Genomic DNA, 25289 nt, shown 5'->3' with positions numbered 1-25289 from the left:
CCGCCCCTGCACACCACAACCGCCCGCAACAGTCGGAATCAACAACAACCGACTCCAGACAGCTTGACATTGAGCGTCAGGGGGCCGAAGCAGGTCAGGGGGCGGGAGCGGGGCGGGGGCGAGATCGGCGTACTGGGCGAGGTCGAACTCTGGACGTCGAGGTCAGTTGTCGGCGGTGATCGAATCGACGAACGGGGTCAGCAGCAGCGCCAGATCGTCGGCCGCTGCAGCGATGTCCTCGGGCGGTTCGGGGATGTAGCTCAGGGCCAATCGGACGATGGCTTTGCTGACCACGTCGGCGTGTCGTGGGCTCGCGCCCACCCATCCGCGCTGGAAGGTCTCGGACAGACGCTCACCCGCCCGCTCGATGAGCACTTCGCTGTCGGTGGTGATCAGGCGCAGAAGATCTTCCGGTGCGTCGCCGCTGTGCAGCGACCGGACGAGCGGATCCAGGCCGCTCAGCTCGAAGAACGACGAGAAGCCCTGCCGCAGAGCGGCCGACGCGTCGTTCTCGTGCTGATACAGAGCCGTTTCGCACATGGCCACGAAGAGGTCCGTCAATCTGATGGCGTACCCCTGCGCGACGCCGCGTCGTGAGCCGAACTCGTTGTACAGGCTCTGCCTGCTCAGCCCTGCCGCCTTGGCGATGTGGCTCATCGTGACGTTGCGCCAGTTGCGCTCGTTCAGCAGCTCTCGCAACGCGTCGAGCGCGGTATCGCGCGCGAGAGTGGACGCGGCTTCACGGTATCGACCGGGGGTCGACGTCTGTTCGGCTGCGGGCATGAACACGACTCTATCGAACGACCGCATGGGGCCGATCCAGCCAATCTTCTCCGAGGAGTTCCCGATCGATGGGGTCTGCGCTCGCGATGAGGGATCTGATCTGTCGGATGTCCTTGGGGTAGCCGACGCCTATGGCCCCGACGAGCGTGTCCCCGCGCAGCGCACAGGCGGTGAAGCGGCGATCTTCGATGGAGCCGCGAACCACGACGTACTCGTCCTCGGCACCGGTCCACCCCGCGAACTGCAGGTTGAGCCCGTGCTGAGTCGACCAGCCCCACGGCACGTCGAGGCTGCCGACGTCGAGACCGAGTATGGACCGTGCCGCCCGGGTCGCCTGATCGACGGCACCGTTCCAGTGCTCACTCCGATAGGTGCCGCCGAGAATGGTGTTGGGAACCTCGGCGACGTCGCCCGCCGCGTAGACGTTCGGCCTGGATGTCCGCATAGCCGCGTCGACCAGGATTCCCGACGCGGTCTCGAGGCCCATGTCCACCCCGAGCTCGACGTTGGGGACAGAACCGGCCGACACCAGGACGGTGCCGGCCGACCATGAGCGTCCGTCCTGAGCTGTGGCACGGAGGGTGCCGTCGTCCTGCTCGTCGAGACTCGTCACCGTGACGTCAGTGTGCATCGCTATACCGTTGTCCGCGTGAAGGTCTCGGTACATCTGCGATATCTCCGGCGGCGCGATGCGGCTCAGCGGAGCCGATGCCGCTTCGAGCACCGTCACGTCGGCACCGAGTGACCGGGCTGCTGCGGCCGCCTCACACCCGATCAATCCGCCGCCGATCACCAACAGCGACCCGGTGCGGAGGATGTCGGCATGCAGCGGTGCGACATCGGCGGCGCTGCGGAGCGTGAACACGTGACCCGGGAAATCGAGTTGCCGAGCCCGAGAACCCGTTGCCAACAGCACGGCGTCGTACGGGATCGGATCGCCCTGATCGAGCTCGACGGCCGAGTCGGTGACGGCGACAGCGGTGACGCCCGTGCGGACGTCCACGTCCTCGATGGCTGCACCCAACCGGACCTGATCGACCGACTTGGTGCCCATCAGCAGCTCCTTGGACACCGCCGGACGACGGTAGGTGGGCTCCTGCTCGCTCCCGATCAGCGTGATGGAACCCGTGAAGCCCTCGGCCCGTAGCACTTTGGCGGCGGTGTACCCGGTGGCACCGGTGCCGACGATCACGACCTCGGCGGGTTGCCCAGTAGTCACCCGCGCTCTACCTCGACCATCTCGAAATCGGCCTTGGCCGCGCCGCAGTCGGGGCACGACCAGTCGTCGGGAATGTCGTCCCAGCGCGTGCCCGGCTCGATGCCGTCCTCGGGCCAGCCCAGTTCCTCGTCGTACTCGAATCCACACTGAACGCAGCGGTAGAGCTTCATGCCTTACTCCTGAAGTCGATTTTCTCGCGCACTCCGCAATCGGGGCACGGCCATTCGTCGGGTACGTCCGCCCACGGTGTTCCCGCCGGAAAACCCTCTCGCGGAGCACCGTTGGTCTCGTCGTAGACGAACTCGCACACCGGGCACTCGAACGCGGCCATCACTTCGCTCCGTGCGCGGCGAGGATCTTCTCCCGCTTGGACGGCGCAATGTTGACCTTCGTGATGTCACCGTCGTAGTGGTCGAGAACGCGGTGGTCCATCACCTTTCGCCACACCGGTGGGAAGTAGGCCAGTGAGATCATGCTCGCGTAGCCGCTCGGCAGATTGGGTGCCCCGTCCATGCTGCGCAGAGTCTGGTATCGGCGGGTGGGATTGGCGTGGTGGTCGCTGTGGCGCTGAAGGTGGTACAGAAAGATGTTGGTCACGATGTGATCGGAGTTCCAGCTGTGCTCGGGAGTGCAGCGCTCGTAGCGGCCGTTCTCCTTCTTCTGACGCTGGAGGCCGTAGTGCTCGAGGTAGTTGACCGTCTCCAGCAGTGAGAATCCGTAGATGGCCTGAATGATCAAGAACGGCAATACGATCGGACCGAACACCGCGATCAGGACCCCGTACAGAACCACCGACATCAGCCATGCGTTGAGCACGTCGTTCTGAATGCTCCACGTGCTCTTGCCCAGTCGCTCCATGCGCGTCTTCTCCAGCTCCCAGGACGACTTCAGGCTGCCCCACACGCTTCGAGGAAGGAAGGCCCAGAAGCTCTCGCCGAACTTCGAGCTCGCCGGATCCTCGGGAGTGGCGACGCGAACGTGGTGGCCGCGATTGTGCTCGATGTAGAAGTGGCCGTAGAACGTCTGTGCCAGAGTGATTTTCGATAACCAACGCTCGAGGCTGTCCTTCTTGTGGCCGAGCTCGTGCGCGGTGTTGATACCGACTCCGCCCATTACGCCGATGCTGATGGCCAGGCCGATCTTCGAGATCAGGCCGAGTCCACCGTCGATGCCGAGCCACGACAGGTTGTTCGCTGACCACAGGTAGCAGGCGAACACCAGACTGGCGAGCTGGAAAGGAATGTAGGCGTAGGTGCAGTAGCGGTAGTACTTGTCCTCCTCCAGCGCCTTCATCACCTCGTCGGGTGGGTTGTCACCGTCGGGACCGAAGAAGCGATCGAGGATCGGAAGCAGTCCGTAGACCAGCAGCGCGCCGATCCACCACCAGACCGGCGACACGGCGGTCCAGCCGAGCTGGTTGAAGGCCCACACCAGGCCGGTGGCCAGGAAGACCGCCGTGGGTGGGATCAAACCCATCAGCCAGAGGTATCGCTTTCGGTCGTGCCACTCGGCGACCGGCGCCTGCGCCTGATCGTCGACATTCGATGCGGTCATCGTTACTCCTCGTGTAAGGCCGATCACTGTAGATTGGACAATACACGGAATTTGTCAGGATGTGTACAAAATCAGAAATTTGTACAAACAATGCTTGGGACTGTGGCGGCGCCCACAGCGCCACCGTTTGGACAGATCCAGCTGCTACCTTTCGATTCGTTGTGGCCGGTCACAAACGGTCGCAACGCTCGTAGGTCCGTCTGTATCCCGTCGGGGGTACTTCACAACAGGAGTAGTTATGGACGCATTCATCGCCAAGATCATCGTCGACGTCATCCTCGGGCTCATCGGCAGCGGAAGCGCCGAGAGCGGCAGCACCGCAGTGAGCGCATTCCTCGGTTCCTGACGTTCGAGGGCTGCGCCGGTGCGACGCCGGCGCAGCCTGCTCCGACAGAGTCGTGTCGCGCTGCGACGGCACCGTTTGTACTCTTGGCCGGAGCGAAAGGGGCCCGCACCACGCCATGGGCTACGACAGCGACAACCTGGACGGTGACGGCCCTCGCGGTCGCAGTAGGCATCGACGAGCCGGGAAGAAGAACTCCGGTCGACGCATCCTGCTCGGTTTCGGTGTGTTCGTCGTCGTGGCGCTCGGACTCGGTGCCTGGCTCGCTTACACTGCCAATGCCGCATACACCTCCCTCGATCAGGCCCGCGAGCATGCCCAGGCGGCAAAAAGTGCACTATTGACCGGGGATACGCAGAAGGCCGACACCTCCGTGTCCGACGCGGTGCGTACCTCGACCCAGGCGAAGGACGCCACCGATTCGTTGATCTGGACGGCGGCCGCCGCAATTCCGTACGTGGGCCAACCGCTGGACGTCGTCTCGCAGATCACCGACGTCGTCAACGGGTTGAGCGTGGATGTGCTGACACCCTCGGTGGAGGTGGGCACCACCCTCGATCCGAGTCGGCTGCGTGGGCCCGACGGTTCCATCGACATCGCCGCCCTGCGCGACGCCTCGCCTGCGCTGTCTCGGGCGGCGGCTGCAGCGGAGGTACTCGATGCCCAGGCCGAGGCAATCGAGGAACCGACATTCGTCGATCGGGTCGGTGAGGCGCGAACTCGGTTGCAGGATCAGACGCACGAGCTGACGTCCCTGCTGACGAACACGAACATCGCGGCCGAGGTTCTTCCGGCGATGCTCGGGGCGGACGGCCCGCGCAATTACTTTCTCGCCTTCCAGACACTGTCGGAATCCCGCGGAACAGGCGGATTGATAGGCGGATTCGGCATCGTGCGCGCCGTGGACGGGAAGGTCGCGGTCGACTCGCTGGCCAGCAATGCCGAGCTTCGGATTCCGTACGACCCCATCGATCTCGGCCCGGACTTCTTCGACTTCTACGAGAGCCGCTTTCAGCCCACCCAGAACTGGCAGAACAGCAACGTCAGTCCGCACTTTCCGTACGCGGGTCGGATCTGGCAGTCGATGTGGGAGCAGGAAACAGGCGAGCGTCTCGACGGCGCGTTGGCCACCGACCCGGTCGCCCTCGGTTACATCCTCGACGCCGTCGGACCCATCACGATGGGCGACGGCGAAGTGATCGACGGATCCAACGTCGTCCGGATCACGCAGTCCGACGCCTACTTCCGCTTCCAGGACGACAATGCCGCACGGAAGGCCTACCTGCAGGACATCGCCGCCCGGGTGGTCGCGAAGATGCAGGGCAACATCGGCTCTCCCAGTGCGCTGCTCGAAGCGCTCGGCAAAGCCACTAGTGAGGGCCACATCTCCGTGTGGAGCGCGGACCCGGCACTCCAAGCGATCCTCGGTCCGACCGAGATCGGCCACGAAGTTCCCGACAGCCCCGACCCGTACGCCGCGGTGGTGGTGAACAACGGTGCGGGCGGCAAGCTCGACTACTACCTGCAGCGCAAGGTCACCTACTCCGCGCAGTCCTGCGACGGCCCGACGCGTACCACCCGCGTCGTCGCCGAGACTACCAACAACGCTCCGCTGCAGGACTACACCACCTACATCGCCGGCAGACAGAACGACTCCACCCGATACGACGGACCTCCGGGAACCAACCGATCGGTGGTGGCACTGTACGCAACTCGGGGCGCAACGTTGACCGACGCCACGATCAACGGAACTCCACTGTTTCTGCTGACCGCTGCCGAACGGGGCCATCCGGTGTTCTACGTGCCGGTCGTCATCGAACCGGGACAGACCAAGACCATCGAGTACAACCTCGTCGAACCGACTGTCGCCGGCGAAGCGCAGGCACCGGTTCAGCCGCAATCGGCTCCAGCACCGACGGAAGTGGACTTCCCGGACTGCTCGTGATCGCCGGTAGGGCAGAATCCCCGGCGTGCGAAGAACTCGACTGTGGATCGCCGGGGCACTCGGGGTGGCTCTGGTCGCCGCGCTCGTGGCAGGACCACTGAAGAAGCCGGCGCTGACGGTCCGCAACGCACACTGCTTCGGGTGGAGCGTCAACGACACCGGCCCACGATTGGTGACGCTGGGCGACTCGATGGCGCAAGGCAATTCACGCGTCGACTGGGGGATTCACGGCAACACGTCGTGGTACTCGTATCTCGTGTGCGGAGACGATGCCCGCGCAGCCGACGGTGGCAATCTGGGAATCAACGGCGCGACGACGACGCAGATCCTCGCCCGAACCGACGACGCACTGGCGGCGAACCCGGACATACTCGTCGTCAACGGAGGCACGAACGACCTCGCCCGGTCGGTTCCGCTTCCCCGGATCGTCGACAACCTACGCACGATCCTGGACCGGGCACGCGACGTCGACACGGTCGTGATCGCCACGGTGCCGTCGTCGCGCACGGTCAGCGCCGACGACCTGAACGACGACATTCGAGCACTGGCCGCCGAGCGCGGCATACCCGTCGCCGAATTCGCGCCGCTGCTCGACCGGCCGGGAGCCACCTTCGACGGGGTGCACCCCACCGCGAGTACGGCTGCGGCCATGGCGGCCGCGGTGGCTGCGGCAGTGGACGCATCGCGGACGTAGCCGGTTGGCAGCGTTCAGAAGCGTGCGCCGAACGCGGGATTCCGCCGATGAGAGTCGGTACTGAACGCTGAGGTGCGGGCTGCCTGTGGATAACCCCGAACTATCCACAGGTTTCGAAAACAGCACTGGCGCAGGCGTCGTCGATCGTTCACCGTATCGGCATGGGGGTACACACAGCGGTCGACCTGATGGCTCGGGGGATGAGCCGCAGCACCATCTCTCGGAGAACGGCGTCCGGGCAGCTGATTCGAGTGCTGCCCGGAATCTATGCGACCAGCAAACCCGAGTACATCGACCTGTGCACAGCGGTTGCTCTGTGGAAGCCCGGCGCTGTGCTCAGTCATCTGACCGCTGCGTGGGTGTGGGGGTTGATCGACGAGGAGCCGACGCAGGTCACGGCGACAGTGCCGCCCTCGACCCGGCAGCACGCGCCGGAGTGGGTGAAGATCCATCGACGACGCGTCCCCGAGGCGGACCGGTGCCGAGGTCTTCCGGTGGTGACGTTGGCCCAGGTGTTCGTCGACGTGGCGGCCACTCTGACGGGTGAGGAGTTGGAGCGGTTCTTCGACACGGCGATCGCGCGGCCGGCTCTGCGACGTCGAATCGCGACGGAATGCGAACGATCTCGCGGGATGCACGGCATGAAGGCAGTACGGAGACAATTGCGACTGTGCTGCCTCGGCACCCGATCCGAGGCCGAGCGAGTGGTGGCTCGGGCACTGTCCGCTCGACAGTTCTTCATGGAGATCAACGCGCGGGTTGGTCCGTATTTCGGCGACCTCGTGGACTTCCGGGCACGGGTGATCGTCGAAATCGACGGACGCGAGTTCCATACGTCGAGCCGAGCGTTCGACGGCGATCGTCGACGCCAGAACCGGCTGGTACTTCAGGGGTGGCTGGTTCTGCGCTACTCCGCTGTACAGGCCTTGGGCGAAACGCGACGCGTGGTCGACGAGATCATCGAGGTGGTCCGGCGTCGTCGACGTTCGATCGATGCAGTCGGCCGAGCGCTGCCGCGGACGTGAGCGTTCAAAAGCGTGCGCCGAACGCGGGATTCCGCCGAGGAGAGTCGGTAGTGAACGCTGAGGTGCGTGATCAGAGGCGGCCCTGTTGGACCGCGATGACGACGAGGGCGATCACAGCAATCGTGAGGATTGCTAAGAGCGCCAAATGAACTGGATCAGTGGAACCTGGCGGTCGAACCCCGTTCGAACCCCTTTTCTGGAGCATGTCACAGACTGTAGGTCACTTTCTCGGTTTGTGCACAGTATGAGTGGTACAACCGAAAACCACTCCTTTGCGAGCTCGCACATATGTTCGACAATAGGTACAGTCGAGTGCGGCGGAGCTGGGAGGGAAGCCCGGCTCCGCCGCCCGATCCGTGCCCCGCAGGCAAGTTCTCGAGTTCGCAGACCGGGTGATTCGTCTGTGGTTGACTTGGCCCTCCAGGTCGGGATACCAGGAAAGCTCTGCAAGGTGAACGGTCTTCGTCAGTGGTGGTCGCTTCCCGTCGACTACGGGTGGAACGTTGCGTATGCGCGTTCGCAACGAGGATTGGACATCACCAGGGTTCTCATCGGAATCCTGTGTTGGCTCTACGGCGGTGCCGCGGCGATCGCTCTGACCATTCCGGGGTTCGCCGACAGCAACTTCGCGCGCTGGCCCCTGTGGTTCACCGTCGTCACAACGGTCCCGGTGGGGTTGATCTGGTTGATCGGCGGCTGGCCGAGCTGGCGCGTGTCGATCGCATTCGTGCTGTACGCCGACATCGTGCTCGCGGCTGTTCTGCTCACCACCGATGGACCGTCCGCAGTCCTGCCCATTGCAGCCCTGTTCACGGTCATGGGCGCTTATGTCGCGGGGTTTCACGGGCCCAAGTTGTTGGCGGTCCATCACGGCTTCGCATTCGTCACCGCCGTCACCATCTACGTCTCGGCAATGGTGAACGACCCGGCGGAGCGTCTACAGACCAGTCTCTACTTCGTCATGCTGATCCTGGTGATGTTCGCGGGACCGTTGATCGGGCATTCCTTCCTCATGCTGTTGCGCCGAGACGCCACCGGCGCGTTCTACGATCCGCTCACCGGCCTGCGGAACCGTCGGGGATTCGATGCGGCGATCGGCAACCTGGAATCTCGATCCGGTGCGAACATGTCGCTGGTCGCCGTGGTCATCGACATCGACAACTTCAAAGCGGTCAACGACCGATACGGCCACGAGCATGGAGACGCGGTCATCCGGACGACCGCGAATCGCATCCTCGAGGTCTTCCCGGCACCGGCAGTCACGGTTCGACTGGGCGGCGAAGAATTCGCGGCCGTGTGTGTCGACGGCCTCGATACGGTGGTCGAACAATCCGAGCGATTACGAGTTCGTCTGTGCGACGGCACCGACCCTGCACCGTTGACCGCGTCGTTGGGCATTGCCCGTGCCGTGGTCGAGACGGGGGACGTCGAGTCCGCTGTCAACGAACTGCTGGGCCGCGCCGACGAGGCGATGTATCAAGCGAAAAGGCTCGGCGGCGACCGCGTCGCCCTCTACGGAGGCGATTCGCTGTCGAGCGGTGACGTGAACGAACTGCAGTGACGACGCCGAGCCGAGGTCCGCGTCGAAATAGTCACAATGCGGTCGGTACGTTTGTTGTTTGCCGTGGTAACAAAATTGGGCTTCGGTTCTGAAAGTCCACTCCGTCATGGGTTTTCGGCCCGATTTCGAGCCCTGAGGGTTCCGAGCCGCGCGGTCGACTCTGGGAAAGTTCCGTTATCGGAGCGTTATGCAAAGTTATCCAAACGAGATAGTTGTGGTGTCTGTCGTGACACCTCCGTCGTCCACCATTAAGACAGCGAGAAGAAACTACGGAAATCAGGTTTGAAGATCAGCCAACCCCCACGTGACGGGGGTCGTTTTTTCGTGTCAAACTGTGGTGTGACGTTCGCGCTGGCCGAAGCAGGATCTGCAGTCGACACGGACACGGGAGAGCTGACGGTGCAACCGTATTTCGCCCCGGTCTGTCGGCTGGACAACGGCGCGCTCGCAGCGATCGAAGTTCAACTGCGAGGTCCGCAGAACGGCCCGCTCGCCTCCGCCGACGCGCTTAAGCGCGCCGCGAGAGCAATGGACGCCAAGCGGGAACTCGACGCCCTCGCGTGGGGAGTGGCTCGGATCAATCAGTCGGTGCGGTTGCCGATGCTCGTCTCCATGGACGTCGACTCCCTTGCTGCACTCGATTCCGCCACCGAGGAACAGTTGCGCCGCGACATCGTGGTCGTCACCGAGGCGGCACTCGTCGACAGTCCGGCCCGCACCCTCGCCGCGATCGACAAGGCCAGGCGTGACGGCAAAGTGGTGGCCGTAGACGACGTCGGTCGTCGGCCGCAGTCGATGACCCTGCTGCCGCTCATCGAACCCGATGTGATCATCCTCGCCGGATCGATGGTCTCCCGGCGTCCCGATCTCGCCACCGCACGTACCGCGCATGCCGTCTCGGCTCAGGTGGAACGAACCGGCGCGGTGGTGGTGGCCAGCGGAGTCGACACTGCACTGCACCGCACTCGCGCACTCGGACTCGGAGCGACCTACGGGGTGGGTGAGCTGTATCCGGCGGCCGAGACCACCGAGGAGCTCCCCGCGGACGCCGCGGAGGTGATGCCGCCGTTCCCGACCTCGAGTACGCCCGCTGTCGCCGCCGAGTCGCCGTACGCCATCGCGTCCGCAGGAAAGACAGCCACCCGCAGCACCAAGCGTCTACTGGTGGCGATGAGTACGTCTCTCGAGATGCAGGCTGCGGCCGCAGGGCCGGAAACGTTGGTGCTCGGTACTTTTCAGCGAGCAGAGCACTTCACCTCGACCACCCGTGCTCGTTGGGTCTCGATGGCCGAGCAGATCTCGTACGCCGGCGTGTACGGCGTTGGCATGGGCTACGTACAAGAGGGCGGCATCATGCATGCGCCCCTCGATCCGACGGATCCGCTCGTGGAGGAGTGGAACGTGGTGGTGTTGGGTCCGCACTTCTGTGGAGTGCTCGCAGCGATCGATCTGCACCGCGGGGAAATCGACGCCGATCGTGAGTTCGACTATGTGATGTCGTACGACCGCGCGACAGTAGTTCGTTGTGCGCGTGCGATTCTCGCGCGTTTCTGACACGACGACGACCGCGTTCCCGGACGGAATGTTTCGGGCAGCCATGGCAGGGCATACGGCACAGCAGGTAATGAAGTAGTCCGGACTGCCGCATTGCTCAGGCCCCGTGCGTTGAAAAAGCAGCGTACGGGGCTGCCTGAACAGTTACCGCGCCGACGAAGCCGTGTCCACCAACTCCTGCGCGATGTCGCGAAGCTTTCGGTTTGTGCCCTGAGATCGGTCGACGAGCAGCGCGAACGCCGCATCGGCGGTGATGCGATGTATTGCCATCAACATTCCCTTGGCCTGTTCGATCGGTGCTCGTTGCGAGAGTGCCCGTTGAACATCGTTCGGTAGCCCGAAGTCGGTTGCGTTCGCTGCGGTCATGCAGACATTGTTGCGCGACTTGCTCCGACGCAGGTCAGGCCCGAGAAGACGCGCCGAAGACCTGCCGAACAGAGCTGTCCACGTTACCGACTTCGTATTGTTCCGTGATCGCGGTGTTACAGAACCTCGGCGCTGTCAGGCGGCGGGGTTGGACAGCGGCCGTCCGATCAGGAACTCGAGAGTGCGGTAGGCGTCGGTCCGCCGCCCGTTGCTCGCATTGTCGTGATACGCGGCACCGGCGACGACCACGCCGACCGGAATACGGCCAGACTCGATATCGCGCGCGGTCTGCTCGGCGCAATTGCGCAACACCGGGCAGTCGGCGCACAAGCGCCATGCCTTCTCTGCGCGCTTGCGTCCGTGCCGAGGAAGTTGTTGCGAGTCGTAGGCATCCATGTCTTCGATGCACGCACCCTTGAGGCGCCAGACCTGGTCATCCGTCATCGTCATGATCCGTTTCGCGTCGTGCCGATCGTTCCAGGACCCATGTTCCCCGTCACGCGGAACTCGAAACACCCAAATGCCTTGCGCCGCCGCAGGCCCGCAGGGTCAGACAGGACGACGAGCGGCGACCCGCGACGCTGCGGCGGCCGCCGCGATGGTCACCAGTGCGCCGAGCACGATGGCAGGGCCTTCACCGGGAGCCAGGACTCCGCTCTGCGCGCCGAGTGTCACGGCCGAGACCGGAACGCCCAGCTGGGCTGCCGCGAGTATCCCGAGTCGGGTGGGCTGGCCGGTCAGGCGCATCGCACCGTGCACCGCGATGGCACCGAAGCCCAGGACGAGTCCCAGCACGATCATGTTCGGGTGACTGGCAAGTGCACGCAGATCGAGGGATGCACCGAGCCAGACGAAATACAGTGGTCCCAGGAATCCTTCGGTGATGGCGAACAGCTGTTTGGCAAGGCGTCGCGGTTCTCCGATGGCGGCAACCGCAACGCCGAAACCGAAACCGGCCAACATCACCGAGGCGTGGGTGTGGACGGCGAGTGCCGCGAGGCCGAAGAGCAGAACCAGGTTGAGTCGCAGTTCGAGCGCGAGTTTGCGCTGAGCAGACACCCGATGCACGCGGCGGCGCAGTCCCGAGATGTCGAAGTGTCGCAGGACGACGAAGATCACCGCGGCAGCGAGCAGAACCGTCGCAGATCCGAATGCGGCCGGACCGGCCCGCTGTGGATCGATCACGAGGGGCAGCGCGACGATGCAGACGGCATCGGCGAGCGCGATCTGCGGCAGGAGGGCCATCAGGCCCGGAGCGGTCATCGCGGTGGATTCGACGATCGGCATGATGACTGCGGCCGAGGACGACGCCATCAACACCGCGTACAGACCGAGGTGAGGCGGATCGAACGCGGCGGACACAGCCCAGCCGAGCGCGGTTGCCAGCAGCCCGACGGCCACCGCCCGTGCAGTACCGACCCCGAGGCCGATGCGCAGTCGCGGATCGCGAATCGGAACCTGACTGCCGGCCACGAACATGACGAGCGCAAAGCCCACCTGCGCGAGGAAGCTCAGCGTCTGCTCGCTCGGGTCGACTACGCCGAAGCCTGTGTAGCCGAGTGCAATTCCGGCGACGAGTTCTCCGATGACGACGGGTATCCGAAGCCCGCGTGGAAGCGCCAGCAGTGGGCCGAACAATCCCACCGCGGCACACAGGGCGAGCGTCTCGAAGGTCATGCGCCCGCGCCGGTGTCAGGCAGAGTTCAGCGTCGGGCGTCGACTCGACGGCAGCGCCGACGCAACGAGATCACGAGGATGCAGCGCCCCCTGCTCGGTCATCATCACCCGCATCCGATACTCGACCACACGCAATTGCGCAGCCAACGGGCTACGCATCAGCGCGAACTCGTAGTCCGTACCGGCGGAGCGGAATTCGGTGTCGAGATCGGTCATGTCATCGTCTCCTCGAACGTGGGTGATTCGTGTCGACGAGTTCAAGGACGACAGTCTCGAGCGTACGACGGCACACGCGCCGTGCCGTCGGCACAAAGGCTCTCTTTTCGAGGACACTCGGCCCTTCTCGTGGTGATCGGCGTTGCCGACGTTCACATCACGATGACTGCGGCGCCCGCGAACCGGCCGTGCCGCAGATCGCGCAGGGCATCCGGTGCTCGCGAAAACGGGTACTCCGTGGTCTGCACCGTCAAGTCGATTCGACCGCAGATCTCGAGGAATGCCCGTGCATTCTCCCTGGTGTTCGCCTCGACACTGCGCAAACGTTTTTCGTGGAACAGGTGCCGCTGGTAATCCATGGCAGGGACATCGGTCATGTGGATACCGGCCAGGACGACGGTTCCGCCCGGCACGAGTGCCTCGAGCGCTGCGGGGACGATCTCACCGACCGGAGCGAACACGATCGCTGCATCCAGTTGCTGCGGCGGGGCGGCGTAGGTGTCCTGTGCCGAGTCGAGACCGAGGGACAGCGCGAACTCGCGCGCAACAGGATCCCTGGTCATCACATGCACCGTGGCACCGGCCGAGCGGGCGAGCTGCGCGACGATATGGGCGCTGCCGCCGAATCCGTAGAGGCCGAGTACGCCTTGTTCGGGGAGCTCGGCAAGCAGCAACGCTCGGTAACCGATGATTCCCGCGCACAACAGGGGCGCGAGTTCGGCATTGCGGTATCCGTCCGGCAGCGTGAGAGCGTAGTCAACGGGGACAACCGCCCACTGCGCGAAGCCTCCGTCGTGATCCCAACCGGTGTAACGGGATTCGGCGCACAGATTCTCCTTTCCAGCGGTGCAGAACGAGCAGGTCCCACACGTGTGCCGAAGCCACGGAACCCCAACTCGATCTCCGATGCGAAAGGCAGTGCCGCACTCCTCGCCGAGGGCGGCAACGACCCCGACTATCTCGTGCCCGGGGACGACGTGAGGTTCGTGTACCGGAAGATCGCCCTCGACGACGTGTAGATCCGTCCGGCACACCCCGCAGGCCTGCACCGCGATCAACAATTCTCCCGATGTGGGGACGGGACGAGGTTCGTCACACAGATGCAGCGGAGAGTCGTCGACGGAGCCAGGAACGCTGGTGCGCCAGAGCTTTCCGCGTTCTTCCGTACCGGGGATCGAAGAGTTCACGAAGTGGCCACCGCGGCAAGTGAGTCGGCAATCGTCCCGGAGGTGTCGATCACGGTTGCACTCGGCCAGGGGCGTCGGGCACCGGCCATGGCGTCGTACACGGCCTGCGACGCGTCCGAAGCGCCGCGTGGGCGGGTCGCAATACGTTCGAGGGCAACATGTTCGGGCGTTCGGCATTCGAGCTCGACAAGATCGCTGTGGGTGCCGGCGGCCAGTTCGAGCGCGTGCTCGCGCGACTTCTCGTCGTTCCACGAGGCGTCGATGACGACCGAACGGCCCATCCCTACCTGCTCGCGCGCTCGGTGCATCAATTCGGCATAGGTGGATGCTGCCTTCTCGGGGGTGTACAGCCCGCATCCGACTGCCGACGGATGCGGAGACCGTGGATCGAGTCCCGCGCTCTCCTTGCGCACCACATCGCTCGACAGCACCACCGCCCCGGTGCGTTCCGCGAGTGCGGCGGCCACCGTGCTCTTGCCGGTGCCGGGCAGGCCTCCCACCAACGTGATGGTGATGGCCGACGACGCCAGGTGGTCCAGCGCGAGTCGCATGTGGGCGAGCGCGTCGGTCTGCGAGGCCGGATGACCCTGATGAAAGCGAAGGCAGGCGACCTTCGCGCGAACCGTTGCGCGGTAGGCGATGTAGTGATCGATCAGAGAGCAGGGAGGATTGTCCTCGGTCGCCTCGAGATACGACGCCACGAAGCGGCGAGCCGCGTCGGGGCGTCCTTGGAATTCGAGATCCATTGCCAAGCAGGCGACGTCGTCGATTCCGTCGAGGAAGCGCAGTCGGTCGTCGAAATCGAGACAGTCCAGTATTCGTGGGCCGTCCGGTAGGCAGAAGATGTCGTCCGAAAGAAGGTCCCCGTGCCCGTCGACTATGCGGCCCCGCGAGATCCGATGGTCGAAGAGGGCCGCACGACCGGCGACGTAGCGAAGAGATCGATCCTCGAGCTCGTCGACGAGTGCGGTGTCGATGACGCCGACCGCGAGTGTGCGCAGCTCGCGAATGTTGTTGCGCCACCGCTCGTCCAGAGCGCTCTGTCGCCCCTCGTCGTCGATGCGGGTACTTCGAGGACTGTTCCGATGGGCAACCGCGACAGTCTGCGCGACGAGGTCGACGACGGTGCCGATATCGTCGCCTGCCGCGGCGCGGGTGGACAACCGGGTGGAATCGGGGAGGCGTCGCATCTTCAGCAGTGGTTCGGCAGGCCCGCCGCCCGGATCGGTGAGCTCGGCGATACCGATATATACATCGGGCGCGAATCGGGAATTCAGTACGAACTCGCGGTCGCATGCGGTCCATCGGGAATCGACGGTACGGAAGTCGAGGAAGTCCGTCTCGATCGGCTTCTTCATCTTGTAGGCGACATCACCGAGTAGAAACACGTAGGCGCTGTGCGTTTCGTGGACCTCTGCGGTGCCGACGACCGCCGGGCCTGTTCGGTCGCAATCAACTACTGCAGGCATTGTGCATCCTTCGATGGTTTATGGAAAAGAACAAGATCGACGGCACTACCGCGAAGGATGGTCGCGGTCCTGTAGAAAGTGTTGCCAGTCCCTGTCCCACTGCCGCATTCGTGAACGTTCGCCGGCCCTGGTGGTGAGATAGACGAGACCACCGACGACGACTGCACCGAGGAACCACACGAACACGGCCGTGGCAGTTCCGTTGACGACGGCACCGGCGGCGGTCTCGGGAGCGCGTACGCGGTTTCCGTCCGCGTCGCGCCAGATCGGAGTCGTCTCACCGATCTGCACAGCGGACGGCACCTGGGCCGATCCCGACCGGATGGAGCCGTCCGGCGCGCTCCACTGCACAGTCGCGGTACCGCTGGCGGGCACGGCACCGTCCGTCTCGGACCGCTCGGTCCTGACGGAGTCGACCACCCGGGCATCGACTCGAACGTATTCTGCGCGTTGCTGTTGCGCCCGCAACGACAGGTCGCTGTACGTCACCGAACCGATCGTCGCTGCCACGGGAATCAGCAGCAGGAGCACCGCGATCCCGACGGCGAAAGCCGCTCGTTCGATCCTGTCCGGCAGCCGCATCAGTGGATTGGAGATCCACGGACTGTGTCGCCACCACCGGTGCGCGAGTTCCGAGAACATGGCCGTCACCTACTCCCACCCGAAGTGCATTCGTCTACTACGAGTCTCCGGCGTCGAGCAGCGGATCCGGAAGGGCACAAGGTCCCGATGACCCGGGGGCTGTCGGCAGTTCGAGGACTCAACGCACCACGAGAATCGGGCAGCCCGACGCATGCACCAGCGACTGGCCGACCGATCCGGTGAACGGACCCGTCCATGGCCCTGGCCCGCGGCTGCCGACCACGAGGAGGTGTGCGGTGGCCGATGCGAGTCGAAGCTCGTGCTCCGCGGACGCGTCGAGCAGATGCAGGTGCACGTCGACCGTGGGATGCATGGACTTGGCAGCGTCGAGGCGTCCGCCCAGCCATTCGAGTGCTCGGATCTGTTCCAGCTCAGCGTCGTTCGTGACAGGCCGACGGTGGGGCGATCCGACGTGCAGCGCGGTGAGTGGGACCTCGAGTGCATCGGCGAACCAGAAGGCCGCCTCGATCGCTCGGGTGCACGAGTCGGAGTGATCGACGCCGACGACAACCGGAGAGGTCGGCGTGAGATCCGCGTGCTGGGGGCGCCACACCAGGACCGGACACGACGATTCTTCGACGATGCGAGTTGCATTGCGGCCGAACAGCACATCTCGGATCGGGCCCGATTCACGACCTCCGATGACGATCAGATCAGCAGTGTGCGACAGCGCGCCGAGAACGGAGGCGATGGGATCGTCCGTCAGAATCGAATCGATTGCGATGCGGGGATCGAGACCGAAGAGTTCACGGCGAGCCGATCGGAGAAGGCGTCGACCGTGCAGTCGCTCCAACGACCGGGCCGATTCGCGGGAGGTGAGTGCGTGCACTAGCCGAATGCGTGCCCCGGTGACAGAGGCCAGGCCCGCGGCCCAGGACAGGGCGTCGCGGGACTTCACGGTGCCGTCGAGCGCGACGACGATGTCACCCCACTCGTGCTTCGTCCAGAAGCCGGGGGCGACCGGGTTGTCCGTGGGTTGGTGTCGCGGCTCTGCGCTCACCATGACCGGCCTGCCATGGGCGCCAGGGTACGGCGTATCTCGGCCGAAACGGTCTTCAGATCGTCGTCGATTGTTCGTTCCGCGTGCAGGCGCTCTAGTTCGACACGGGCACGATTGGACGTCAGTGGGAACAGGTGGCCGTGGACGCGCGCGGTGGCGTACAGGCGGTCGTAGGTGGTGCGGACTGCGTCGTCGACGACTGCGCGCGTCAGATCGGGGAACCTCGCGGCGAGCATCGCGGCAATCGATGTCAATTCGTCGTGCAGCAGTCGGGTGGTCGGTGGTGCGTCGGTGATGGTCATGAAGATCGGTTACCTCGCGCTCGTGGAGATGGAGTGCTCCTGCCTCGAGCGTGCCCGGCGCGCGTCGTGCGATGTAGGGCCTTTTGTCGACGAGCTCGTTACCGAAGGCCCCTCTGTCCTGTGATGCCGCCTCGTAGCGTCGTCCACGCTGCACGATGACCCGCGCCTCACGAGCTGTACCGACCGAAGGGCCCGTCATGGGAACGAACAGAGTTTTTGCACTCGTCATCGGATGTGTGGTCTCACTCGTCGCCTTCGCCGTGCTCGGCGTCGGCGTGCTCCTGTTCTTCGGTTACGTCGCGCAGGACGACGAGGGGCGAATCAGTTTGCCGACTGCACCGTTGACGACGGCCTCGAGCGCACTCGTGTCCGAGGATGTCTCCCTTGTCGATTCGATCGACCCGCAGGTATCGGACCGGGTGACGGTCTCGGTCCGAGTCGCTTCGTCCGATCCCGCGCGTGAGGTGCTGATCGGGATCGCTCCCACTGCCGATGTCCGCGACTACCTCCGCGGTGTGGCACACACCGTGGTGACCGATGTCGAGTTCTTTCCCTTTCGGGCCGGATACGACAACGTCACCGGAAGTGACACCGCTGCTTCGCCGCTGGATCAGCCGTGGTGGTTCGACCGTGCAAGTGGCACGGGGACAACAGAACTGGAGTGGAGGCCGCAGGGCGGCTCGTGGACGATGGTCGTCATGAATGCCGACGGGAGCGCCGGCGTCGACGTGGACGTGAGGGCAGGCGTTCGAGTGCAGTCACTCGGACCGGTGGCTGCTTCCGTACTGGCAGCGTCGGCGCTTCTTCTGGTGCTCGGTGTCGGGGCGATCGTCTTCGGCGCCTCCGGGCTCGGCAGGCGAACGGCTTCCGAGACCGCGGCTGAATCGAAGCCGCTCGACGAACCGGACACCCTGCTCAGCGCTACCGAACAGTCTCGATATCCGGTGGTGCTCACAGGCACACGCCCGGAGTCGCTGTCCCGGGGGCTGTGGCTCGTGAAATGGATTCTGGCAGTGCCGCACTACATCGTGTTGGTCTTTCTCCTGGCAGGCTTCTTCGTCACGACCTTCGTCGCAGGGTTGGCGATCCTGTTCACCGGGAGGTACCCGCGTGGGTTGTTCGACTTCAATGTGGGAGTTCTCCGCTGGGTGTGGCGTGTGCAGTTCTACTCGTACTCCGCGCTGGGTACCGACCGCTACCCGCCGTTCACGCTGCACCGTACGGATCATCCCGCCGACCTCGTGGTGGACTACCCCGAAAAGCTATCGCGCGGCAAAGTTTTGGTGAAGTGGTGGCTGCTGGCGATCCCGCACTACCTGGTGCTCTCCCTGCTGGCGGGAGGCTGGTACGCGGGCTTCCGCATAGCGGGTAACGGCGGGGACGCCGGGGTTACGGGCCAGCCGTACATCTTCGGCTCCGTTCTCGGCGTGCTCGTCCTCATCGCCGGAATCACGCTCCTGTTCACCGGGCGCTATCCGCGAGGCCTGTTCGACCTGGTGCTCGGCATCAACCGGTGGGTGTTTCGCGTCGCGGCCTATGCGGCTCTGATGACCGACGAGTACCCGCCGTTCCGGCTCGATCAGGGGCCGGACGAGGTCGAATCAGCTCAAAAAGACCGCGTCGACGACGACGTATCCGGCCACGGCGAACACGAGGTAGGCGAACAAACGTTGTAGCCGTGCGGTATCGACTCGACTTCCGAAGTGCGCGGCCACGAGGGAGCCGACGATCGCGGTGCCTGCGAAGGCGAGGGTGATCGACCAGTCGATGGTCGTACCACTCAGGTGTGAGAACAGACCTGCGACGGAGTTCGCGACGATGATGACCAGCGAGGTTCCGACAGCGACCGACATCTCTATGCCGAGCATCAGCACCAGTACCGGAATGATCAGGAAGCCGCCTCCGACGCCGAACAGCCCGGTCATGAATCCGACGGCAAGACCGGCCGGAATCGAACGTGGTGCGCAGCGTCTCCAGTTGATGCCCGATGTCGATGTCTTGCAGGCTGTTCCGATATCTCCCCGCTCGGCGAGCATCCGCGCTCCTGCGGCAACCATCACGGCGGCGAAGCCGAGCAGCAGAACCCTGTCCGGAAGCAACCGGCCGAGTGCACTGCCGGCGAACGTGGCGGGAATGCCGGTCGCAGCGAACACGGCCGCCAGCCGCCATTCGACTCGGTGGGCTCGCAGCTTCGGTATCACTCCTACTGCGGAGGCGGTGCCGACGACGATCAGCGAGACGGGGATCGCTTCCTCCACGCCGAGGCCGAGGGCGAACACGAACACCGGGACCGCAAGAATCGATCCGCCTCCACCGAGTAGGCCGAGCAGAATTCCGATCACTGCACCGAATCCGAGCGCCAGCGCCAACGTCATCGTGTGTTCACTCCCATGGTTGCTGTTCTCTTTATACCCCAAGGGGGTACTTGACATACCCTAGGGGGTATTGCACACTGTGTCTACCGCCCCGCGAAATTCGCCCGGAGACAGCCAGATGGAGGAAATCATGATTCTCGAGCAGTACTACCTCGAATGCCTTTCCCACGCTTCGTATCTGATCGGTGACGAGAGCACCGGACGCGCGATCGTCGTCGATCCTCGTCGCGACATCGCCGAGTACCTGGACGATGCGGCGAAATACGGCCTCACGATCGAGGGCGTCGTCAACACCCACTTTCATGCAGACTTCGTCTCGGGTCACCTCGAATTGGTCGACGCGACCGGCGCGTGGATCGGCTTCGGTGAATCGGCCGAGACCGACTACCCCATTCGAAGACTGCGCAACGGGGAACGTCTGTCCCTCGGCGAGGTCGAACTCGAGATCTTGTCCACTCCGGGTCACACCTGGGAGTCGATCTCGGTCTTGGTTCGCGAGCATCCCGGGGCCACCCCGACCGCCGTGCTCACCGGAGACTCCCTGTTCATCGGCGATGTCGGGCGACCCGATCTCGTCAATCTCGGGGACGGGTCCACCACCGACCTTGCCAGAGCGATGTATCGGACGGTCCACAACACACTGCTGACGCTGCCCGCCGAGGTCGTCGTCATGCCCGCCCACGGAGCCGGCTCGTCCTGTGGCAAGAACCTGTCCACCGAGTTGACCTCCACCATCGGCGAGCAGCGGGCGACCAATCCGTCGGTGCAGCCGATGACCGAGGATGCTTTCGTTGCGCTGGTCACCGAAGGTCAACCGGCGGCTCCGTCGTACTTCTCCGCCGACGCCGCGATGAACAAGCAGGTGCACCCGCTGCTGTCTCCGAGCCGCACAATTCCTGCGCTGACGCCGGAGGAGGTCCGAGGCGAACTTTCCGCCGGCACCCGAGTGCTCGACGCGCGGAGTGTGGACGACTTCGCGGCCGGTCATCTTCGGGGATCGGTCAACGTGGGTTTCGACGGTCGCTTCGCCGAGACCGGCGGCATGGTCGCGGAGATCGGCGGACGGATCGTTCTCATCGCGTACCCGGGGGACGAGCAGGAAGCCGCGCTGCGGTTGGCCAGAGTCGGCTCGGACAACGCGATCGGCTACCTGGTGGTGGACCGAGACGGAACCTTCCCTGCGGAGCTGACCGAACTGGTCGAGACCGCTCCACGCACCACGGTGGAGCAACTCGACGCCATGCTCGCAGCGGACGAGGTGACATTGGTGGACATCCGTAATCCGGGTGAACGCGACCTCGGCACGATCCCGGGAGCGACACCGATACCCCTGGCGCAGCTGCGAACTCGACTCGAACAAGTTCCGACGGGTAAGCCGATCGTGGTGCACTGTGCAGGCGGCTGGCGTTCGAGTGTGGCCGCATCCTTGCTCCGTGCTCAGGGATTCGAGGACGTCTCGGATCTGCTGGGTGGCTACAACGCCTGGGCCGACGCCCACGTTCCGGCCTGATATTTCACCGAATCGTAGAGGAGAGAATCATGTGTTATCCCGTCACTTGCAACACCTGCAACAAGACCGGCTGGGGTGGTTGCGGCAACCATGTCGACGACGTCATGGCCACGGTGTCCGTGGCCGACCGCTGCACCTGCGGTGAGGCATCAGCGTCACCCGTCTCTGAGCGTCCGAGCATACGGTCGTTGTTCGGTCGCTGAATCACCCTGGGCAGCAGGGACCTTGTGCCCTAGTTCAGGCGGTGCGCTGCAGCCAAGCTGAACCGATGATATCGACAACGCGGGTGGCCACCGAACGCACTCGACGCTGGCCGTGGCTCGGCGCAGTCTGCGGAGGTGCATCGATCAACGCGTTCGGTGCCGCGATCGGATTGGTCTCGGGTGCAATCGATCCAAGTCCTTACGTGCAGGGGACGTTGCCAGTCACGCTCACAGCGCTCTCACTGGTGTTGGTCGTCGGCATACCGATGGGGCTTGCTGCGGCGTCTGCCTTCGCAGGCGGCGGACGGTCGGGCCCGATGGCTCACATCGCCGGCGTGCTCCTCGTGGCCTGGATTGTGGTTCTAGCGGCCGTGACCGGTGAGACGAGTTGGCTGCTGGGATCGTTCGGTGTGCTGGGTCTCGTCATTGCTCTGCGCGGTTGGCGGATGACGGTTGCCGCGGGAAAGTCCGCGTATCTTTTGTCGGACGACGTATGAGGTTGCTGATCTGCACCGCGGGTCGGCATGGCGCGACCCACAGTCTGGGCCAGGAAATGGGGCGAGTCTTCGAGCACGAGGGCGTCGACGTCGACATCCAAGCCCCGGAATCCGTGACCCGCGTGGACGGTTACGACGCGGTGATCATCGGAAGCGCCGTCTACTCCGATCGCTGGGTTCCGGCCGCCAAGGCTTTGGTCGACAGGGTGTCGAGATCCGAACATCCACCCATCTGGCTGTTCTCCTGTGGACCGCTGCACTCGAGCGACCGGCCGGTCAACGTCATTTCCGACGCGGCACACGCGGTGTCGGTGTTGCATGTCATCGCTCACCGAACGTTTCCCGGAAGGCTTGATCCCGACAAACTTTCGGTGGGGGAGCGTCAGATCTTCGACAACTCCGGTGCAGTCGCCGGAGACTTCCGCGACTGGGTGCTCGTATGCAACTGGGCCCGAGAGATACTCGCCTGTCTCACGGCTGGGACACCGGGCTCGTGACCTTCTGAGATCTGCCTGTACCGAGACGCTGAGCGGATGGGCAGACGTGCTCGTGTATCTCGGCTGCCAACTGCGCCACCGATTCGGTCAAGACCGTATTGGCCTCGATCATGTCCTGGAGTAGCGCGGTGTTCGAAAGGGTATGTACGGCAACCTCACTGCTCACCGAGTCCGCACGTTTTGCCGAGATCAGCAGAATCGCTCCCTGTAGTCCCGCGATCATCGACAGGAACAGGTTGAGCAGGATGAAGGGGTAAGGGTCGAATCCGTCGCTCTGGTTGTAGGCGGCCCACAGCGCCATGGTGCCCAGGAACAGGAACACGAACGGCCAGGAGCCCATTCCGTTTCGGACGTAATCCGCCGCTCGCTCACCGGTGGTCAGTGCGTCACCGGTTCGGACCCCGGGGTGTCGTCGCCACAGGTTCATTGCTCGCAGGTGTTCGATCGGGAGTGTGCAGCAGTATCCATGCTGCCGAGTGTGGCCGAGGTCGGCGACCAGTGCCAGGGACGAAAGCCCCTGCTTCTCGGGCCTTTCTGCTCCCGACCTGTCGGTTCGGGATACGTCCCGAACCTGCGGTGACTTCCGGCCCTACATGCCGAGTGTCGCAGCGCCGACCATCGACGGTGTGCATTGCTCGATGGTCGAGAACGGCATTGGTTTCGATAGTTGGAGGAAGTCCACGATGAAAGCTGCTGTTGTCACCGAGTTCGGCGGACCCCTGGTCGTCAAGGACATCCCGATTCCGGAACCGGCACCCGAGCAGGTGCTGGTGAAGATGGAGACGTGCGGGGTCTGTCACACCGATATCCATGCTGCGCAGGGGGATTGGCCGGCCAAGCCGACCCTGCCGTTCGTTCCCGGGCACGAAGGCGTCGGAGTGATCGAAGCAGTCGGATCCCAGGTGTCGAAGGATCGAATCGGCGAGCGGGTCGCGATCGCGTGGCTCGGTTCGGCCTGCGGCGAATGCGATCATTGTGTATCGGGCTGGGAGACACTGTGCGAGAGGCAGCAGAACAGTGGCTACTCGATCGACGGGGCATACGCCGAATACGCTGTGGCCCATGCGAAATACGTCGTCCGCGTTCCCGACGGCATCTCCTCGTTCGATGCCGCTCCGCTGACCTGCGCCGGCGTCACCACGTACAAGGCAGTCAAGGTCGGTGGCGTCACACCGGCACAGCGCGTGGCCATCTTCGGCGTCGGCGGACTAGGTCACATGGCAGTGCAGTACGCCAAGATCGCCGGAGGATTCGTCACCGCCGTGGACATCGAGGACGAGAAGCTCGAACTCGCTCGTGAACTCGGCGCAGACCACACCGTCAACTCGGCGACGACCGATCCGGTGGCGGCCATCCAAGATCTCGGCGGAGCCGACGTCGCCATCGTGCTGGCCGTCATCCCCAGCGTGTTCGATCAGGCATTCCGGTCCCTGCGACGCGGCGGACGGCTGGTGTGCGTGTCGATGCCCGCGCACGGTGTGTTCCCGGTTCCGATCTTCGAGACGGTGGTCGGCGGTATCTCCGTCCTCGGTTCGATCGTCGGCACCCGAAAGGACCTGCGTGAGGTGTTCGCATTGCACGAGGCCGGGCGCACCACGGTATCTGCCGTCTCGCGCAAACTCGACGAAGTGAACGAGTGCTTCGACGACCTCATGGGTGGCCGCGTCACCGCTCGTCAGGTGTTCGAGTTCTGAGCGCGCATGGCCCCGATCTCGGGTCGATGTTCCCGTAATGTCCGAAACGCCGTAGGGTTCGGAAGGGCAGACACGTGCTCGATCAGCATGTGTGCTCACTACGAATCGAGCAGCGATGCACGCGGAGAACCCCGCCCCGGAGCAACCCGTCACCGACGAGTTCGACGACGATTTCGCCGCCGCCCTGGCCGGGCTCGGTCGGTTGGCGATGAGCACGATGTCGCTACCGGAAACCCTCTCGCACGTCGCGGAATTCGCGGTGCGTGCCATCCCGGGTGCCGATGGAGCCGGGTTGACGTTGTTGCATCCCAACCTTCCCGCCACGATCGTGGCCAGCGAGGATTTCGTCCGTGTGGTCGACGACATCCAGTACGGACTGGGCCAGGGTCCGTGCATCACCGCAGCGAAGGAGGGCATCACCGTTCGGTCGGGTTCGCTCGACGCCGATCCGCAGTGGCCCGAGTTCGGACCTCAGGTGGGCCGGCTGGGTGTGCACAGCGTGTTGTCGCTGCCGCTGATCACCAAGTCGGTGGTACTCGGCGCGATGAACGTCTACGCGCACAAGCCGAACGCCTTCGATGATCGAGCAGCCGAACTGGGCGAGTTGTTCGCAGTGCCCGCGGCGATTTCGGCTCAGAATGCCCGTGCGTTGGACAGTGCAGTGCAGCTGACCGAGCAACTGGAAAAGGCATTGGGCAGTAGAGCCGTGATCGATCAGGCCATCGGCATACTGATCAGTAGAACCGGATGCAGTGATGCCGAGGGATACGACAAGCTTCGAGACATCAGTCAGACCGAGCACAAGAAGATAGCTGTAGTGGCCCAATCCATGGTCGCCGAGGCGATGAAGGTGGCACGCGCGCGTCGCCGACGCACATAGACCGGACAAAAGCGCGTAGCGTCGACTATGCGGGTGCAATCGAGGCATGGACTCCGACTTTGGCCTCGCGCCTGCACCGGACGATGGAGATCCATC

General features: G+C 64.3%; 27 protein-coding genes. 11 read left to right on the top strand and 16 right to left on the bottom strand.

All coding sequences use genetic code 11. The annotated features are described in order from the left end of the window. Positions 1-162: 162 nt before the first annotated feature. Genes R4P47_RS14865 through R4P47_RS14845 form a run of 5 tightly spaced genes read right to left on the bottom strand, consistent with a single transcriptional unit; the run spans position 163 to position 3556 of the window. The gene (locus R4P47_RS14865) at positions 163-783 is read right to left on the bottom strand and encodes a TetR/AcrR family transcriptional regulator (protein ID WP_269595050.1); all 621 of its coding nucleotides are present in this window, start codon (positions 781-783) and stop codon (positions 163-165) included. Between the two features lie 10 nt (positions 784-793). Then, positions 794-2002, bottom strand: a complete 1209-nt coding sequence (locus tag R4P47_RS14860; RefSeq protein WP_269595049.1) for an NAD(P)/FAD-dependent oxidoreductase — start codon at positions 2000-2002, stop codon at positions 794-796. After that, positions 1999-2172, bottom strand: coding sequence for a rubredoxin (locus R4P47_RS14855; protein WP_027495558.1), 174 nt, complete (start codon positions 2170-2172; stop codon positions 1999-2001). Before R4P47_RS14855 ends, R4P47_RS14860 begins: the two co-directional genes overlap by 4 nt. Beyond that, positions 2169-2333, bottom strand: a complete 165-nt coding sequence (locus R4P47_RS14850) for a rubredoxin (RefSeq protein ID WP_269595047.1) — start codon at positions 2331-2333, stop codon at positions 2169-2171. Before R4P47_RS14850 ends, R4P47_RS14855 begins: the two co-directional genes overlap by 4 nt. After that, positions 2333-3556: an alkane 1-monooxygenase gene (locus tag R4P47_RS14845; protein ID WP_269595046.1), complete on the bottom strand. Its 1224-nt coding sequence runs from the start codon at positions 3554-3556 to the stop codon at positions 2333-2335. The genes R4P47_RS14850 and R4P47_RS14845 overlap by 1 nt, the downstream gene beginning before the upstream one ends. Positions 3557-4017: 461 nt before the next feature. Here R4P47_RS14845 and R4P47_RS14840 point away from each other — a divergent pair, with 461 nt between their 5' ends. The 5 genes from R4P47_RS14840 (at position 4018) to R4P47_RS14820 (ending at position 10678) form a co-directional block, all read left to right on the top strand. After that, entirely contained in the window at positions 4018-5844 is a 1827-nt protein-coding gene (locus R4P47_RS14840) for a DUF4012 domain-containing protein (protein WP_283347478.1), read from the top strand. A gap of 25 nt (positions 5845-5869) precedes the next feature. After that, the gene (locus R4P47_RS14835) at positions 5870-6538 is read left to right on the top strand and encodes an SGNH/GDSL hydrolase family protein (protein WP_283347477.1); all 669 of its coding nucleotides are present in this window, start codon (positions 5870-5872) and stop codon (positions 6536-6538) included. A 161-nt stretch (positions 6539-6699) separates the two neighbouring features. Further along, positions 6700-7563, top strand: coding sequence for a DUF559 domain-containing protein (locus R4P47_RS14830; protein WP_317533788.1), 864 nt, complete (start codon positions 6700-6702; stop codon positions 7561-7563). A 451-nt stretch (positions 7564-8014) separates the two neighbouring features. Next, positions 8015-9124: a GGDEF domain-containing protein gene (locus R4P47_RS14825; RefSeq protein ID WP_283347475.1), complete on the top strand. Its 1110-nt coding sequence runs from the start codon at positions 8015-8017 to the stop codon at positions 9122-9124. A gap of 339 nt (positions 9125-9463) precedes the next feature. Further along, positions 9464-10678: an EAL domain-containing protein gene (locus R4P47_RS14820; protein WP_269595040.1), complete on the top strand. Its 1215-nt coding sequence runs from the start codon at positions 9464-9466 to the stop codon at positions 10676-10678. Between the two features lie 144 nt (positions 10679-10822). Here the strand turns inward: R4P47_RS14820 and R4P47_RS14815 are convergent, their stop codons facing one another. The 9 genes from R4P47_RS14815 to R4P47_RS14775 form a co-directional block, all read right to left on the bottom strand. Continuing rightward, entirely contained in the window at positions 10823-11044 is a 222-nt protein-coding gene (locus R4P47_RS14815; RefSeq protein WP_269595039.1) for an ANTAR domain-containing protein, read from the bottom strand. 135 nt (positions 11045-11179) lie between these two features. Next, positions 11180-11488, bottom strand: a complete 309-nt coding sequence (locus tag R4P47_RS14810; RefSeq protein WP_037193923.1) for a WhiB family transcriptional regulator — start codon at positions 11486-11488, stop codon at positions 11180-11182. A 105-nt stretch (positions 11489-11593) separates the two neighbouring features. Continuing rightward, entirely contained in the window at positions 11594-12721 is a 1128-nt protein-coding gene (locus tag R4P47_RS14805) for a cation:proton antiporter (RefSeq protein WP_269595038.1), read from the bottom strand. Positions 12722-12736: 15 nt separating this feature from the next. Further along, on the bottom strand, positions 12737-12937 hold the full coding sequence (locus R4P47_RS14800) for a hypothetical protein (RefSeq protein ID WP_068055050.1): 201 nt from the start codon (positions 12935-12937) through the stop codon (positions 12737-12739). Positions 12938-13089: 152 nt separating this feature from the next. After that, positions 13090-14124 (bottom strand): zinc-dependent alcohol dehydrogenase family protein, encoded by a 1035-nt coding sequence (locus R4P47_RS14795; protein WP_269595037.1) that lies wholly within the window; start codon positions 14122-14124, stop codon positions 13090-13092. Further along, entirely contained in the window at positions 14121-15593 is a 1473-nt protein-coding gene (locus R4P47_RS14790; RefSeq protein ID WP_283347474.1) for an AAA family ATPase, read from the bottom strand. The genes R4P47_RS14795 and R4P47_RS14790 overlap by 4 nt, the downstream gene beginning before the upstream one ends. 45 nt (positions 15594-15638) lie before the next feature. Then, complete coding sequence (locus R4P47_RS14785) at positions 15639-16235, bottom strand: hypothetical protein (RefSeq protein ID WP_283347473.1); 597 nt, start codon at positions 16233-16235, stop codon at positions 15639-15641. Positions 16236-16353: 118 nt separating this feature from the next. Then, positions 16354-17238 carry a universal stress protein gene (locus R4P47_RS14780; protein ID WP_283347472.1) on the bottom strand — a complete coding sequence of 295 codons (885 nt, stop codon included), beginning with the start codon at positions 17236-17238 and terminating at the stop codon, positions 16354-16356. Further along, positions 17232-17537: a three-helix bundle dimerization domain-containing protein gene (locus R4P47_RS14775; RefSeq protein WP_283347471.1), complete on the bottom strand. Its 306-nt coding sequence runs from the start codon at positions 17535-17537 to the stop codon at positions 17232-17234. The genes R4P47_RS14780 and R4P47_RS14775 overlap by 7 nt, the downstream gene beginning before the upstream one ends. A 197-nt stretch (positions 17538-17734) precedes the next feature. Here R4P47_RS14775 and R4P47_RS14770 point away from each other — a divergent pair, with 197 nt between their 5' ends. Beyond that, positions 17735-19213, top strand: a complete 1479-nt coding sequence (locus R4P47_RS14770; RefSeq protein WP_283347470.1) for a DUF4389 domain-containing protein — start codon at positions 17735-17737, stop codon at positions 19211-19213. On the opposite strand, the gene R4P47_RS14765 is transcribed toward R4P47_RS14770, so the two are convergent. Continuing rightward, positions 19139-19912: a sulfite exporter TauE/SafE family protein gene (locus tag R4P47_RS14765; protein ID WP_283347469.1), complete on the bottom strand. Its 774-nt coding sequence runs from the start codon at positions 19910-19912 to the stop codon at positions 19139-19141. The genes R4P47_RS14770 and R4P47_RS14765 overlap by 75 nt on opposite strands. 130 nt (positions 19913-20042) lie before the next feature. Here R4P47_RS14765 and R4P47_RS14760 point away from each other — a divergent pair, with 130 nt between their 5' ends. The 3 genes from R4P47_RS14760 to R4P47_RS14750 all read left to right on the top strand — a co-directional run bounded on the left by R4P47_RS14760 (position 20043) and on the right by R4P47_RS14750 (position 22619). After that, positions 20043-21422, top strand: a complete 1380-nt coding sequence (locus R4P47_RS14760; RefSeq protein ID WP_283347468.1) for an MBL fold metallo-hydrolase — start codon at positions 20043-20045, stop codon at positions 21420-21422. Between the two features lie 268 nt (positions 21423-21690). Next, on the top strand, positions 21691-22122 hold the full coding sequence (locus R4P47_RS14755; RefSeq protein WP_143536621.1) for a hypothetical protein: 432 nt from the start codon (positions 21691-21693) through the stop codon (positions 22120-22122). After that, positions 22119-22619, top strand: a complete 501-nt coding sequence (locus R4P47_RS14750) for a flavodoxin domain-containing protein (protein WP_317533787.1) — start codon at positions 22119-22121, stop codon at positions 22617-22619. The genes R4P47_RS14755 and R4P47_RS14750 overlap by 4 nt, the downstream gene beginning before the upstream one ends. Here the strand turns inward: R4P47_RS14750 and R4P47_RS14745 are convergent. Next, positions 22594-23046, bottom strand: a complete 453-nt coding sequence (locus tag R4P47_RS14745; protein ID WP_094670288.1) for a DUF1003 domain-containing protein — start codon at positions 23044-23046, stop codon at positions 22594-22596. The two genes, R4P47_RS14750 and R4P47_RS14745, sit on opposite strands and share 26 nt — an antisense overlap. A 256-nt stretch (positions 23047-23302) precedes the next feature. Between R4P47_RS14745 and adhP the strand changes: the two genes are divergently transcribed. Together adhP and R4P47_RS14735 are read left to right on the top strand one after the other, a co-directional pair. Further along, entirely contained in the window at positions 23303-24313 is a 1011-nt protein-coding gene (gene adhP, locus R4P47_RS14740; RefSeq protein WP_317533786.1) for an alcohol dehydrogenase AdhP, read from the top strand. Positions 24314-24428: 115 nt separating this feature from the next. Next, positions 24429-25193 carry a GAF and ANTAR domain-containing protein gene (locus tag R4P47_RS14735; protein WP_094670287.1) on the top strand — a complete coding sequence of 255 codons (765 nt, stop codon included), beginning with the start codon at positions 24429-24431 and terminating at the stop codon, positions 25191-25193. The last annotated feature ends 96 nt before the right edge of the window (positions 25194-25289 follow it).

This window comes from Rhodococcus sp. IEGM 1370, assembly GCF_033142325.1.
Classification (GTDB): domain Bacteria; phylum Actinomycetota; class Actinomycetes; order Mycobacteriales; family Mycobacteriaceae; genus Rhodococcoides.
Note: the sequence above shows the minus strand (reverse complement) of the source record. Positions and strands in the feature narration are given on the sequence as shown.